The sequence below is a fragment of the Mesorhizobium sp. B2-8-1 genome, assembly GCF_006440955.1.
GTDB lineage: Bacteria > Pseudomonadota > Alphaproteobacteria > Rhizobiales > Rhizobiaceae > Mesorhizobium.
Genome location: NZ_VFTX01000003.1, coordinates 385,989 through 398,426, shown reverse-complemented (window position 1 = coordinate 398,426; position 12,438 = coordinate 385,989). Strand labels below are relative to the sequence as shown.

Annotated in this window: 15 protein-coding genes; 8 read left to right on the top strand and 7 right to left on the bottom strand. The window is 66.2% G+C overall.

All coding sequences use genetic code 11. The annotated features are described in order from the left end of the window. The first annotated feature begins 75 nt into the window (after nucleotides 1-75). From FJ428_RS10320 to FJ428_RS10310, 3 genes are all read left to right on the top strand, one after another. A complete protein-coding gene (locus tag FJ428_RS10320; RefSeq protein WP_140879381.1) occupies nucleotides 76-1,380 on the top strand; it encodes a Xaa-Pro peptidase family protein in 1,305 nt (434 codons plus the stop codon). A gap of 115 nt (nucleotides 1,381-1,495) precedes the next feature. Beyond that, nucleotides 1,496-2,176, top strand: a complete 681-nt coding sequence (locus tag FJ428_RS10315; protein ID WP_140879380.1) for an isochorismatase family protein — start codon at nucleotides 1,496-1,498, stop codon at nucleotides 2,174-2,176. A 34-nt stretch (nucleotides 2,177-2,210) separates the two neighbouring features. Then, nucleotides 2,211-3,167, top strand: a complete 957-nt coding sequence (locus tag FJ428_RS10310) for an alpha/beta hydrolase (protein ID WP_140491833.1) — start codon at nucleotides 2,211-2,213, stop codon at nucleotides 3,165-3,167. Nucleotides 3,168-3,185: 18 nt separating this feature from the next. Here FJ428_RS10310 and FJ428_RS10305 read toward each other — a convergent pair whose 3' ends face one another. Together FJ428_RS10305 and rsmI are read right to left on the bottom strand one after the other, a co-directional pair. Next, a complete protein-coding gene (locus FJ428_RS10305) occupies nucleotides 3,186-3,563 on the bottom strand; it encodes a YraN family protein (protein ID WP_181165189.1) in 378 nt (125 codons plus the stop codon). Next, nucleotides 3,556-4,467 carry a 16S rRNA (cytidine(1402)-2'-O)-methyltransferase gene (rsmI, locus tag FJ428_RS10300; protein ID WP_181167264.1) on the bottom strand — a complete coding sequence of 304 codons (912 nt, stop codon included), beginning with the start codon at nucleotides 4,465-4,467 and terminating at the stop codon, nucleotides 3,556-3,558. Before rsmI ends, FJ428_RS10305 begins: the two co-directional genes overlap by 8 nt. 199 nt (nucleotides 4,468-4,666) lie before the next feature. On the opposite strand from rsmI, the gene FJ428_RS10295 reads away from it, so the two are divergent. Beyond that, complete coding sequence (locus FJ428_RS10295) at nucleotides 4,667-4,846, top strand: hypothetical protein (RefSeq protein WP_140491829.1); 180 nt, start codon at nucleotides 4,667-4,669, stop codon at nucleotides 4,844-4,846. A gap of 73 nt (nucleotides 4,847-4,919) precedes the next feature. On the opposite strand, the gene FJ428_RS10290 is transcribed toward FJ428_RS10295, so the two are convergent. From FJ428_RS10290 to rph, 5 genes are all read right to left on the bottom strand, one after another. Continuing rightward, a complete protein-coding gene (locus tag FJ428_RS10290) occupies nucleotides 4,920-5,354 on the bottom strand; it encodes an EamA family transporter (RefSeq protein ID WP_140491827.1) in 435 nt (144 codons plus the stop codon). 98 nt (nucleotides 5,355-5,452) lie between these two features. Continuing rightward, a complete protein-coding gene (gene hemW / locus FJ428_RS10285; RefSeq protein WP_140491825.1) occupies nucleotides 5,453-6,631 on the bottom strand; it encodes a radical SAM family heme chaperone HemW in 1,179 nt (392 codons plus the stop codon). Then, on the bottom strand, nucleotides 6,628-7,290 hold the full coding sequence (gene rdgB, locus FJ428_RS10280) for an RdgB/HAM1 family non-canonical purine NTP pyrophosphatase (protein WP_140554722.1): 663 nt from the start codon (nucleotides 7,288-7,290) through the stop codon (nucleotides 6,628-6,630). Before rdgB ends, hemW begins: the two co-directional genes overlap by 4 nt. Then, nucleotides 7,290-7,700: a VOC family protein gene (locus tag FJ428_RS10275; RefSeq protein ID WP_140554721.1), complete on the bottom strand. Its 411-nt coding sequence runs from the start codon at nucleotides 7,698-7,700 to the stop codon at nucleotides 7,290-7,292. The genes rdgB and FJ428_RS10275 overlap by 1 nt, the downstream gene beginning before the upstream one ends. Before the next feature lie 183 nt (nucleotides 7,701-7,883). Further along, nucleotides 7,884-8,600 (bottom strand): ribonuclease PH, encoded by a 717-nt coding sequence (rph, locus tag FJ428_RS10265; RefSeq protein WP_140524423.1) that lies wholly within the window; start codon nucleotides 8,598-8,600, stop codon nucleotides 7,884-7,886. 185 nt (nucleotides 8,601-8,785) lie between these two features. Here rph and hrcA point away from each other — a divergent pair, with 185 nt between their 5' ends. From hrcA to FJ428_RS10245, 4 genes are all read left to right on the top strand, one after another. Then, nucleotides 8,786-9,898, top strand: a complete 1,113-nt coding sequence (hrcA, locus tag FJ428_RS10260) for a heat-inducible transcriptional repressor HrcA (RefSeq protein WP_140524421.1) — start codon at nucleotides 8,786-8,788, stop codon at nucleotides 9,896-9,898. Between the two features lie 37 nt (nucleotides 9,899-9,935). Continuing rightward, nucleotides 9,936-10,130 carry a hypothetical protein gene (locus FJ428_RS10255; protein ID WP_140524420.1) on the top strand — a complete coding sequence of 65 codons (195 nt, stop codon included), beginning with the start codon at nucleotides 9,936-9,938 and terminating at the stop codon, nucleotides 10,128-10,130. A 124-nt stretch (nucleotides 10,131-10,254) separates the two neighbouring features. Continuing rightward, nucleotides 10,255-11,625 carry a sorbosone dehydrogenase family protein gene (locus tag FJ428_RS10250; protein WP_140879379.1) on the top strand — a complete coding sequence of 457 codons (1,371 nt, stop codon included), beginning with the start codon at nucleotides 10,255-10,257 and terminating at the stop codon, nucleotides 11,623-11,625. 128 nt (nucleotides 11,626-11,753) lie between these two features. Beyond that, nucleotides 11,754-12,371: a LysE family translocator gene (locus FJ428_RS10245; RefSeq protein ID WP_140514131.1), complete on the top strand. Its 618-nt coding sequence runs from the start codon at nucleotides 11,754-11,756 to the stop codon at nucleotides 12,369-12,371. Nucleotides 12,372-12,438: the final 67 nt, after the last annotated feature.

Genomic DNA, 12,438 nt, shown 5'->3' with positions numbered 1-12,438 from the left:
CGCGGTTTTCCGCACAATCCCTCGTTATCTCCTGCGCCATGGTCTGATCTTGCAAACCACCCAAGGTCAGCCCCCATGAGCATCGTCGTATTCGACCCCGACAGCACTGAAGACGTCGACTTCAAGGACCGCATGCGCCACCCCGCGGCGGCCGATCCGGCGGGCGGCATGTGGCTGTCCGACACCGAGCCGTCCTTCATCGATGCCGACGCCCTTCGTAAAGGCCGGCTGGCCAAGCTGCGCGGTTGGATGCGCGAGGCCGGCTATGGCGGCGTGGTGCTGTTCGACCCCTACAACCAGCGCTACGCCACCGGCTCGCGCAACATGTTCGGCTATTTTCTGCGCAACTCGACCCGTTATTTCTTCATTCCGACCGAAGGGCCGATCGTGCTGTTCGAATATCCGCAGAGCTACCATGTCTCGATGGTGCTCGACACGATCGACGAGGCGCGTCCTTCCAAGCTCGTCTGGTCGTCGGTATCGGGCCGCGACGACGAGACCGCCGGTCCCTTCGCCGACGAGATCGCCGAACTCCTGAAGCAGCATGGCGGCGGCTCGATGAAACTCGGGCTCGACCGTTGCAGCCATCTGCAGGCGCTGGCGCTGGAGAAGCGCGGCTGCGACGTCCGCGACTGCCAGGGCGAGATCCTGGCGGTGCGCGCGGTCAAGACCCCGGAGGAAGTGAAATGCCTGCAGGTGTCGATGGCCGGCGCGGAAGCCGCCGTCTATGCGGTGCGCGAGGCGATCAAGCCCGGCGTTTCCGAGAACGAGCTGTTCGCCATCATGTATGGCGAGGTCATCCGCCAGGGCGGCGAGTTCATCGAGACGCGGCTGTTGACGTCCGGCCAGCGCACCAATCCCTGGTTCAACGAGGCCAGCGGGCGAAAAATCCGGCCGGGCGAGTTGCTGGCGCTCGATACCGACACGATCGGCTGCTATGGCTATTATTCGGATTTCTCGCGCACCTTCCGCTGCGGGCCCGGCAAGCCGACCCCCTATCAGAAATCGCTCTACCGCATGGCGCACGACCAGGTTCAGCACAATATCTCGATCGTGAAGCCCGGCATGGCTTTCCGCGAGATCGCCGAAAAGGCTTGGAAGATCCCCGACCGCTTCGTCGACCAGCGCTACACCTCGGTCATGCACGGCGTCGGCATGCATGGCGAGACACCCTTCATCGCGCACGCCATGGACTACGAAACCTATGGCCGCGACGGCCATATCGTGCCAGGCATGGTGGTGAGCGTGGAAAGCTATATTGGCGAGAAGGGCGGCCGCGAGGGCGTCAAGCTGGAGGATGAAATCCTGATCACCGAGACCGGCACCGAGCTCCTGTCGCGCTTCCCCTATGAGGATGAGTTTCTGGAGAAGCAGGTTTGACATCCACTGCCCGCCTCGGCGACGCATCGCAGCTGCAGAACGAGCGCCTCATTCCTTGGCGCCCCCCTCTGTCCCTCCAGCGTTTGGAAGTATCTTGGGGGCTAGGCGCATCCGCATGAAAAGCCCTATCTCCGTCAAGCGCGGCACCGTGGCCGCTGTCTTCATCGACCTGCAGGAAGAGCACCGGCAGGACCCGCGCTACCTGGTCGAGGGTTTTGACAAGATTCTCGCCAACGTCCAGCGGCTGCAGGCGGCGGCGCGGCAGAACAATGTGCCGCTCTATCACTGGGCCTACATTGTCGATCTCGACAAGCCGGAGCGGCCCTTTCACCCTGTTGGAACCGACGGCAAGTCGGCCTTCTCCGACAAGAGCGATCCGCTGACCGAGATCTGCCGTGAGGTGGCGCCTGCTGATGGCGAGGCGCTGCTGATCAAGGCCGAGGCCAGCGCCTTCCGCGCGGGACCGGCCGCCGATCGGCTCAAGGCTTCCGGCGTCGAATGGCTGGTCATATCTGGCGTGTGGACCGAGGCCTGCATCGATGCCACCGTGAAGGACGCCGTGGCGCGCGGCTTTCGCGTGCTGCTGGTCAAGGACGCCTGCGGCAGCGGCAGTGCCGCCATGCACCAGACCGCAATCCTCAACCTCGCCAACCGGCTCTATGGCGGCGCCGTCACCGACACCGACGGCGCCTGCCTGCTGCTGGCTGGCGAGAGCGTCGCCGTCTGGCAGGTCGAGGGCTCGGTGCCGCTGCGCTTCAGCTTTGAAAACGCGGCCAGGCTTTACAGCGAGCTTTGAGGCAATGCCTTCCGAAACCGTGGGCAGCACTGAAATGACCGGTCGCAGCAAATACGCGACGCGGCTCGACCCTGCGCTGTGGGCCTATATAGACGGCATCAACGCCTGGTATCCGCCCGAGACGATCGACCTGCCGATCGCCAAGCAGCGTGCGATCTATGACAGGATGTGCCGGGCGCTTCGCCAGCCCTATCCGCCGGGGGTGACGGCGAGCGACGACCTCATCGCCGCCCCCGGCCGGAACATCGCGGTGCGGCACTATGGGATGGCAGGCACGGCCGCGCGGGCCACGGTGCTTTATTACCATGGCGGCGGCTTCATCCTGGGCGGGCTCGACAGCCATGACGACATCTGCGCCGAGATCTGCGCCGGCACCGGCTTTGCCGTGCTCTCGGTCGACTATCGGCTGGCGCCCGAACATCTCCACCCCGCCGCCTTCGACGACGCTCTGGCCGCCTTCGAATGGGCGGCGGCTAGAGCGAACGGGCCACTGCTGCTGTCCGGCGAGAGCGCCGGCGGCAATCTGGCGGCGGCGGTCAGTCACGCGACGCGCGCTCGCGCGAAGAGGCCGACCGGCCAGGTGCTGATCTATCCCGGCCTCGGCGGCGACGAGACTGCCCGCTCCTACATCGAGCATGCCGAGGCGCCGCTTCTGTCGACCGGCGACGTCGCTTTCTACCGCCACGTCCGCTCGGCCAAGAGACAGGCGCCGGACGATCCGACCTTCTCGCCGCTGCGCGCCGCCGACTTCTCCGGCCTGCCGCCCACCATTGTCGTTACCGCCGAATGCGACCCGCTGTCGTCGGACGGCGAGGCCTATCGCGACCGCATCCTGGCCGCCGGCGGCAAAGCGAGCTGGCACGAGGAGAAGCGCCTCGTGCACAGTTTCCTGCGCGCCCGCACCACCGTGCCGGCTGCCGCCGAGGCGTTCCGGCGCATAATCGCGGCGATCGCGGCACTTGGCGCGGGCGAATGGCCCGTCGAACACTGAACCCGAGCGACGCAGCCCTCAATTGCGCCCGTAAAACGCGTTCGGGACATGCACCGGCCAGCGCCATGGCAGCACGGCGATCATGTCGAACCGCATCGACAGCCTGCCGTAATCCGGCTGGCGCGACAGCCAGATGTCGGCGGCGCCTTCGATGCGGCGCTCCGATTCATGGGCGATCGCCTCCATCGCTTCCATCAGCGTGCGGCGCGCCTTGACCTCGACGAACAGCACCAGGTCGCCGCGCCGCGCGATCAGGTCGATCTCGCCGAAACGGGTGCGATGGCGGCGCGCCAGGATCCGGTAGCCTTTCAGCACCAGCGCCGCCGCCGCCAGCCATTCGCCGCGATGGCCGCGCCGGTAGGCCTTTTGACGGCTGACGCTCGGGAGCCTAGCCACGGTCCTCTCCAGAGGCATCCCTGAGTTCCAGCAGCCGCCGGTAAAGCGCCTGCTTCTGGCCGCCGGTCATCTTCGCCGCTTCCGCCGCCGCCTTCGAAGCCGGCATTTCGGCGGCGAGCGACAACAGCATCCGGTCGATATCGGCCGGCTCGTCCGCCCTGGCCTCGGCCGGACCGACGCACACCACGATCTCGCCCTTCGGCGTATCGGCCGCCGCATAGTGGTCGGCCAGCGCCCGCAGCGTGCCGGTGCGCATCTCCTCGAAGGTCTTGGTCAATTCCCTGCCGATCGCTGCCTTGCGCTCGCCGCCAAGCGCTTCGGCCATCGCGCCGAGAGACTCGGCCAGCCGGCGCGGCGATTCGAAGAAGATCAGCGTCGCCGGCACCGCTTTAAGCGCGTCCAGCCGCGCCAGCCGCTGCCCCGCCTTGACCGGCAGGAAGCCGGAGAACAGGAAGGCATCCGAAGGCAAGCCGGATGCGGTGAGCGCGGCAAGCGGCGCGGACGGACCGGGGATGGGCACGACGCGAATGCCCTGGTCGAGCGCCTCGCCGACCAGCCGGTAGCCGGGATCGGAAACCAGCGGCGTGCCGGCATCCGAGATCAGCGCCACGCTCTGCCCCGACTGGAGCGCCACTATCAATTTTGGCCCGGCCTCGCCGGCATTGTGCTCGTGATAGGCCGTGGTGCGGCGGCGGATGCCGTAGCGGTCGAGCAGCACGCGCGACACGCGCGTGTCCTCGCAGGCGACCATGTCGGCGGCGGCCAGCGTCTCAAGCGCGCGCAGCGTGATGTCGGCGAGATTGCCGATCGGCGTCGCCACCAGATAGAGCGCGGGTTCGAGCGGCCGGGCCGCGATCTCGGTCTGCCCGATCACATAGCTGCGCTTTCCCGTCTCGCCAGTCACCGGTGCCTTCTCCGTCAGCGGCGCGCCCGCGTCCAGATGGAGCCGCGAAGGACGTTCCGAAATCATCCGCCCTGTTTGGCACGGCCCGCGCCGGGTTGCAAAAGCCGCTGTAATGCAAGGCGAGCGCCATTCCTTCGCCACAGTAGGGAACGAAACCGTCGTTCGCAGATTTAGCCCCTGATTCCCCCGGGAGGACAGGATGGACAGACTGACCATACAGGACGCTTTCGAGCCCTACTATGCAGGCCGCAAGCGCTTTGCCGCGCAAGGAGACGGGAAGCCGCCCGCCACCACGGACGGCAAGCAGGGGCCCGCGCGCCGCCCGCCACCAGAGATCAAGCTACCCGACAACGAACCCGACAGCACGACGGAGCACTGACCGGACGATGCCCAATCGCTTCGATATTTTCATCACCCGTCTCGAAACCAAGAACGCCCGCCACGGCGCAGCACTACCCTCGATAAGCGACCAGCACCGCGCCCGCCGCGATAAGGGCGACGCCAAGCCAGTTCGCACCGGTGAGCCGCTCGCCGAGAAAGACCGCGCCAAACACCGCCACAAGCACGACGCTTAGCTTGTCGATGGGCGCCACCTGCGCCGCATTGCCGATTTTCAGCGCGCGGAAATAGCAGAGCCACGAGGCTCCGGTCGCCAGTCCCGACAGGCTAAGGAAAAGCCAGGTCTTCCCGGAGATCGAGGCCCACGATTGGAATTGGCCGCTGGCGGCGAGGATCGCCGCAAGCACGACCAGGATGATGGCTGTCCGGATGAGGGTGGCGAAATCGGAATTGATGGTCTCGATGCCGACCTTGGCGAAGATCGCCGTCAGCGCCGCGAAAGTCGCCGACAACAGCGCCCAGAATTGCCAGGAGAGCGGCAGGTTCATTCGGATAGCCTCACCGGTCGGGTCTCAACTCAGATACCGCGAAACAGCCGCCTCCAGAAGCGTAATCTTGGCTTCGAGATTGGGAGCAGCATCCCAGCCTACCGTGCCAGATCGGCCACCACGGCGTCGAGCACGATCATGCCGGCGGGCGTGGCGCGCAGGCGGGCGTTGCCGATCGGCGCCACCAGCCCTTCGCCTTGCAGCACCGACAGCCGTGCGCTCGACAGGCCGCGCCCGGAAAACGCTTCGTAGCGCGACAGGTCGATGCCTTCCGCCAGCCTCAGTCCCATCAGCAGGAACTCGTCAGCCTCTTCGGAGCGCGTCAGGGTCTCGCCTCCGGTGACGCCATGGCCCTTGGCCTCGACCAGATTGGCCCAGGTTTCCGGCATCCTCTCCGCGATGGTCACGACGCGGTGGCCGTTCTCGACGAAGCGGCCATGCGCGCCGGGGCCGACGCCGACATATTCGCCATAGCGCCAGTAGGTCAGATTGTGCCGGCTTTCGGCACCCGGCCGGGCGTGGTTTGAGATCTCATATGCCGGCAAACCATGGGCCGATGTCACCTCTTGCGTCAGCGCATAGAGGTCGGCGGCGTGGTCGTTGTCGGGGATGATGAATTTCTTCGCCGCGTGCAGCGCGTGGAACGGCGTGCCTTCCTCGATGGTCAGCTGATAGAGCGACAGATGGTCGGCGGCGTGGCCGATCGCCTGTTCGAGCTCCGATGCCCAGGCCTCCGGCGTCTGGCCTGGCCGTGCGTAGATCAGGTCGAAGGAGAGCCTTGGGAATATCTCCCGCGCGAGCCCGATCGCGTGCAGCGCCTCGTCCACATTGTGCAGCCGGCCAAGGAAGCGCAAATCCTTGTCGTTCAGCGCCTGCACGCCGAGCGAGACCCGGTTGACGCCCGCAGCGCGATAGCCGCGAAAGCGTTCGGCTTCGACCGAGGAGGGATTGGCCTCCAGCGTCACCTCGATGCCGTCGGGCACCGTCCAGTTCTTCGCCACGGCGTCCAGGACCCTGGCCACCGTTTCCGGCTTCATCAACGACGGCGTGCCGCCGCCGAGAAAGATGCTGGTCACCTCGCGTGGGCCGGTGCGCTGGCGCATCGTCGCCAGTTCCGCCTCGAAGGCGGCGGCAAAGCGCTCCTGGTCGACCGGCTGGTGGCGGACATGGCTGTTGAAGTCGCAATAGGGGCATTTGGCCGCGCAGAACGGCCAATGCACATAGACGCCGAAACCGGGGCTGCGGTCGAGCGGCATGGTGGCGCCGGGCCTGATCATGCCGAGCCTAACCGGGCCAGACCCAATCGGGCTTGGGCGAATTTCTGGAAGGCGCGGGCGCGGTGCGACAGCGCCGTGGCCTGGCCGGGTTTCCAGCCGTGTTTTTCCTCGGCGGTCATCTCGCCGAAGGTCTTTTCGAAGCCGTCGGGCAGGAACACCGGGTCGTAGCCGAATCCGAGCTCGCCGCGCGGCGGCCAGACCAGCGTGCCTTCGGCCTCGCCGCGGTAATATTCGGCCTCGCCGTCGGGAAAGGCGAGGCAGATGACGGCGACGAAGCGACCCTTGCGCTGCTCGGCCGAGGCGGCGCCGACTTCCTGCAGCGCCACTTCGGTGCGCTGCATGGCGATGCCGAAATCCCTGCTGCCATCAGGCGTTTCGGCCCAGTTGGCGGTGTAGACGCCGGGCGCGCCGTCAAGCGCGTCGACGCACAGGCCCGAATCGTCCGACAGCGCCGGCAGGCCCGTCGCCTTGGCCGCGGCGAAGGCCTTGATATAGGCGTTCTCCTCGAAGGTTGTGCCGGTCTCCTCGGGTTCGGGCAAGCCATAGTCCTTCGCCGATTTCGCCTCGAATCCGAATGGCGCCATCAGATCGGCGAATTCGCGCAGCTTGCCTTCATTGTGGCTGGCGACGACGATCTTTTTTCCGTCGAGAGAATGCATCAAAGTCCCCAGATTCTCGGCTCGGCGAATTCGATCGAATTGCCGGAGGGATCGCGGATATAAAGCGAGCGGCCGCCTTGCGGCCATTCGAATTCGCTTTCGACAGCGATGTTCTTCGCCTTCAGATGGGATTTCCAGCGGCTGATTTCATCGGCGGTCGCCGCAAAGCAGAGATGGCCTTCGCCCGATGTGCCGTGTGGCGGCACTTTCAGCCTCGCGTCGGGCGCAGGCGGGATCCTGGTCGCCTCGGCGTTGAAGACCAGCAGCACGCCGGCTCCGCAACGGAAGAACAGATGGCGGCCCTCGACCTTGCCGAGAGGAGTGAGGCCGAGGATGTCGGTGTAGAAGGCTTCGGCAGCGGCGAGGTCGGTGACGTAAAGAGCGGATTCAAGAATTGCAGAGGGGATCACGAGGCACCCCCCTCTGGCCTGCCGGCCATCTCCCCCGCAAGGGGGGAGATTGGCGGCGTTGCCGAAAGCGCTCGTCCTGCAATGCCGGAGATTGGCGAAGGCAGAGGTGACAACCGATCTCCCCCCTTGCGGGGGAGATGGCCGGCAGGCCAGAGGGGGGCGCCTGGGCTCGACATTGAAAGCCTAAACCACCGCCATCTGCTGCAAACTCACCAGCCTCTGGATGCCTTTCTTGGCCAGGCCCATCAGCTCGGCGAACTGCCCTTCCGAAAAGGGCTCGCCCTCGGCCGTGCCTTGGATCTCGACGATGCCGCCCTTGCCGGTCATGACGAAATTGGCGTCGGTGCCGGCCGATGAATCCTCGATATAGTCGAGGTCGATGACCGGCTGGCCGTCATGGATGCCGCAGGAAATCGCCGCGACATGGTCTTTCAGCACCTTGGCGACGCTCACCATCTGCCGGGCCTCCATCCAGCGCAAGCAATCGTAGAGCGCCACCCAGCCGCCCGTGATGGAGGCGGTGCGGGTGCCGCCATCGGCCTGGATGACGTCGCAGTCGACGGTGATCTGCTGCTCGCCCAGCGCCTGCAGGTCGACCACCGCGCGCAGCGAGCGGCCGATCAGCCGCTGGATCTCCAGCGTGCGCCCGCCCTGCTTGCCGGCGGAGGCCTCGCGGCGCATGCGCTCGCCTGTCGAGCGCGGCAGCATGCCATATTCGGCCGTCACCCAGCCTTTCCCGGAATTGCGCATCCAGCCCGGCACCTTTTCTTCCAGGCTTGCCGTGCACAAGACATGCGTGTCGCCGAACTTCACCAGGCACGAGCCTTCGGCATGTTTGGAGATGCCGCGCTCGAAGGAGATGGCGCGCATTTCGTCGAACTGGCGTTTGGAGGGGCGCATTCGGCCTGCTTTCTTGTCAGCTTTTTTGAATCTTGGCCGGCTTTTAGACGCATGCGGGGCACGGCGTAAAGGAAAATGGACCGGCGGCCGCAAACGCGGCGACACCGGGGTGATCGCGCAACACGACACCGGGTTGCGCGCAGCGCCGCGAAGTCTATAACCTTGAACCGGAGGTTATGGCCGCAATGACCAAGGCAGTCGATCCCGCTTCGCAGTCGCTCGCTCTTCACACGCCGGCACTTCAGGCGCCCGCACTTCAGGCGCTCGACATGCGTTCGCGCGACATCTTCCGGCGCATCGTCGATTCCTATCTGAGGGACGGCGAGCCCGTGGGATCGCGCAGCCTGTCGCGCATCCTGCCGTCCTCGCTGTCGCCCGCCACCATCCGCAACGTGATGAGCGACCTCGAACATCTCGGCCTGATCTACGCGCCGCACATCTCGGCCGGCCGTCTGCCGACGCAGGCCGGCCTGCGCTTCTTCGTCGACGCCTTTATGGAACTGGGCGACCTCTCCGACGAGGAGCGGCGCAGCATCGAGGCGCAGGTGCGAGCCTCCGGCTCGGGCGCTACCCTGGAACACATGCTGACCGAGGCCAGCCAGATGCTGTCGGGCATGTCGCGCGGCGCCGGCCTGGTGCTGGCCGCCAAGAACGAGGTGGCCCTTAAGCACATCGAGTTCATCCAGCTCGAACCGACCAAGGCGCTGACCGTGATGGTGTCGCAGAACGGCGACGTCGAGAACCGGGTCATCGATCTGCCGGCCGGCATCACCGTCTCGCAATTGCACGAGGCCTCGAATTTCCTCAACGCCCATATTCGCGGCCGTACGCTGGCCGAGGCGCGGGCGGAGGTCGAGCGTATCAAGGAAGAGACAAGGGCAGCGCTCGACACGCTGTCGCAGGACCTGGTGGAGAAAGGGCTGGCGGTGTGGGCCGGCGCGGAAAGCGGCCTGCCGGCGCGCCTGATCGTGCGCGGCCGCGCCAATCTGCTCGAAAACGTCACCGCCCAGGCCGACATCGAACTCCTGCGCCACCTGTTCGAGGACATGGAGACGCAGGACGGGCTGATCCAGCTGCTCGACCTCGCCGAGGCGGGACCGGGCGTGCGCATCTTCATCGGCTCGGAAAACAAGCTTTTCTCGCTCTCCGGCTCGTCGCTGGTCGTGGCGCCTTACCGCGACAAGGACGCCCGCGTCGTCGGCGCGCTCGGAGTCATCGGCCCGACCCGGCTCAACTATGCCCGCATTGTCCCGATGGTCGACTATACGGCGCAGCTGATATCGCGCATGCTGCGCTGAGAGCTGGGATCGATCCAGCCGGCCGAGGAGAGAAAAGATGGCGCTGGAATCGTTCAAGGCCCAGATCAGCCTGCTGCTGGAGGAGATGGTCAACCAGCCTGAGGATGTGCGCGAAGTGCAGGAGCAATTGCGCGAGAAGCTGCGCGAAATCCGCGCCATGGGCATGCCGCTGCCGGCCGACCTCGTCGAACTGGAAAAGAACCTCGACGCCGATCTCGACGCGGATACCTGACCCGAATTCCTTCAACTCCCCGTGTCGTCCGGAACGACTGCCGAGCCCGCCCGTTCCCTTGGTGCATGTGACCTCGGTCTTGGGACAACGACATGCATGAAGAAGCGAGAAGCTGGAGACTGGGATGATCCGACTTGCCGGCGCGGTGGCGCTCCCTGCTGCCTTGCTCTTCGCCGCGACGGCATTGGCCCAGCAGGCAGAGCCGGTGCTGAAGGGCGCGGCCGCATTCGGTGACTGGCGTGCCGACGAGCCGGGCGTGCGCCGGCTGATCAGGCCGCAAGACCAGCCCCGGCCCTATGTCACCAGATCCGCTTCGAACAGCGCCGGTCCGGTGCAAAGGCCTCGAGGCGCCGAGCCGCGGCTGCCGGCGGGTTTTTCGGCGGAACTGATCGCGTCGGGCATCGATAATCCGCGCGTCGTGCGTGTCGCGCCCAATGGCGACCTGTTCGTCGCCGACAGCGAGGCCAACCAGATCCGCGTCTACCGTCTCGGCGAGGGCAGCGCGAAACCTGTCAGGGACGGCATCTTCGCCCGCAATCTCAACCGGCCCTACGGCATCGCCTTCTATCCGCCAGGGGACAGCCCGCAGTGGATCTATGTCGCCAACAGCGACAGCATCGTGCGCTTTCCCTACCGCGATGGCGACCTGAAGGCCTCCGGCGAGCCGGAAACCGTCGTCCGCGATATTCCGGCCACTCATCACTGGACCCGCGACGTCGCGTTCTCGCCGGACGGCAAGACGCTGTATCTCTCGGTCGGCTCCGGTTCGAACGCCGCCCAGGACATGGCAAAAAAACCGCGGGGCGGGCTCGACGCCTGGGCCAGGTCGAAGCCGCTCGGCGCCACCTGGGGCGCGGAGGAAGGCCGCGCCGACGTCAGGGCTTTCGACCCGGACGGTAGGAATGGGCGCATCGTCGCCACCGGCCTGCGCAACTGTTCGGGCATGGCCATCCAGCCGGCGGCGGGCGCGCTGTGGTGCGTGGTCAACGAGCGCGACGCGCTCGGCGACAACGTGCCGTTCGAATATGCGACCGAAGTGAAGGAAGGCGCCTTCTACGGCTGGCCCTGGTACTATATCGGCGACAATGAGGATCCGCGCCACAAGGGCGCGCGTCCCGACCTTGCCGGCAAGGTCACCGTCCCCGACATTCTGATGCAGGCGCATTCGGCGCCGCTCAACATCGCCTTCTACGACGGCAGGAATGTCCGCGCAGGATCCGGTTTTCCGGCCGAATACAGGGGCGACGCCTTCGTCGCCCTGCACGGTTCGTGGAATCGCGGCAACAGGACTGGCTACAAGGTGGTGCGGCTCAAGTTCAAGGACGGCAAGCCGACCGGCGAATATGAGGATTTCATGACCGGCTTCGTCACCTCCGGCGGCGAGGTCTGGGGCCGGCCGGTCGGCGTGGCGGTGGCGAGCGACGGCGCGCTGATCGTCACCGAGGACGGCAACGGCACCATCTGGCGCGTGACCTACGGCGACGGCCGGTCCTGATCCGCTGGGAGGCCTCGAGCACGGGGCATGCCTGGTGCAACCAAATCCGGCTCCAGGCAATTCCCGCCCGCGAAACTCTGTGCGACAAGGCGCCGTCCCAGCAGTTTCGCGGACGCAAGGCTCGATCCATGACCCTCACCGGCTTTCTCGCCTACAGCGCCGCCCTCGGCTTGGCCGCGGCCATTCCCGGCCCCGGCATCACCGCGCTTGTGGCGCGCGCGCTCGGTTCCGGCTTCCGCTCGTCGCTGGCCATGTCCTTCGGCCTGATGCTCGGCGACCTCCTTTATCTCACCGCCGTGGTGCTTGGGCTTGCCTTTGTCGCGCAGACCTTCGGCCTGGTGTTCCTCGCCGTCAAATGGGCCGGCGTCGCCTATCTCGCCTTCCTCGGCTGGCGCTTCTGGACCGCCGGCATCACGCCCGAGACGGTCGAGGCCAGGAAAGGCAAGGGCGGGCTAGCGTCGAGCTTCCTCGCCGGCCTGACGGTGACGCTCGGCAATCCGAAGACGATGATCTTCTATCTCGCCATCACGCCGACCATCGTCGACCTCAAGACCATCACGCTGGCCGATTACGGCATCCTCGCCGCACTCACCGTCCTCGTCCTGTTCGTGGTGCTGGTGCCTTATCTGGCGCTGGCGGCCAAGGCGCGCTGGTTCCTGCGCTCGCCGCGCGCCCTGAAGGCGCTGAACCGCACCGCGGCCGGTTTCATGGTCGGCGCGGCGGCGGCGATCGCCGCCCGCCAATAGGGCCATTTTTGCCAAGGCATTCCGCCGGACTGGCTTTTGCGGGAACGCTTTTCCGAGGCCGAGGCGT

Bases quoted from the DNA above. Each gene is read 5' to 3' on its own strand.
- FJ428_RS10320 (WP_140879381.1), top strand. From the start codon at position 76: ATGAGCATCGTCGTATTCGACCCCGACAGCACTGAAGACGTCGACTTC.
- FJ428_RS10315 (WP_140879380.1), top strand. From the start codon at position 1,496: ATGAAAAGCCCTATCTCCGTCAAGCGCGGCACCGTGGCCGCTGTCTTC.
- FJ428_RS10310 (WP_140491833.1), top strand. From the start codon at position 2,211: ATGACCGGTCGCAGCAAATACGCGACGCGGCTCGACCCTGCGCTGTGG.
- FJ428_RS10295 (WP_140491829.1), top strand. From the start codon at position 4,667: ATGGACAGACTGACCATACAGGACGCTTTCGAGCCCTACTATGCAGGC.
- FJ428_RS10290 (WP_140491827.1), bottom strand. From the start codon at position 5,354: ATGAACCTGCCGCTCTCCTGGCAATTCTGGGCGCTGTTGTCGGCGACT.
- hemW (WP_140491825.1), bottom strand. From the start codon at position 6,631: ATGATCAGGCCCGGCGCCACCATGCCGCTCGACCGCAGCCCCGGTTTC.
- rdgB (WP_140554722.1), bottom strand. From the start codon at position 7,290: ATGCATTCTCTCGACGGAAAAAAGATCGTCGTCGCCAGCCACAATGAA.
- rph (WP_140524423.1), bottom strand. From the start codon at position 8,600: ATGCGCCCCTCCAAACGCCAGTTCGACGAAATGCGCGCCATCTCCTTC.
- hrcA (WP_140524421.1), top strand. From the start codon at position 8,786: ATGACCAAGGCAGTCGATCCCGCTTCGCAGTCGCTCGCTCTTCACACG.
- FJ428_RS10255 (WP_140524420.1), top strand. From the start codon at position 9,936: ATGGCGCTGGAATCGTTCAAGGCCCAGATCAGCCTGCTGCTGGAGGAG.
- FJ428_RS10250 (WP_140879379.1), top strand. From the start codon at position 10,255: ATGATCCGACTTGCCGGCGCGGTGGCGCTCCCTGCTGCCTTGCTCTTC.
- FJ428_RS10245 (WP_140514131.1), top strand. From the start codon at position 11,754: ATGACCCTCACCGGCTTTCTCGCCTACAGCGCCGCCCTCGGCTTGGCC.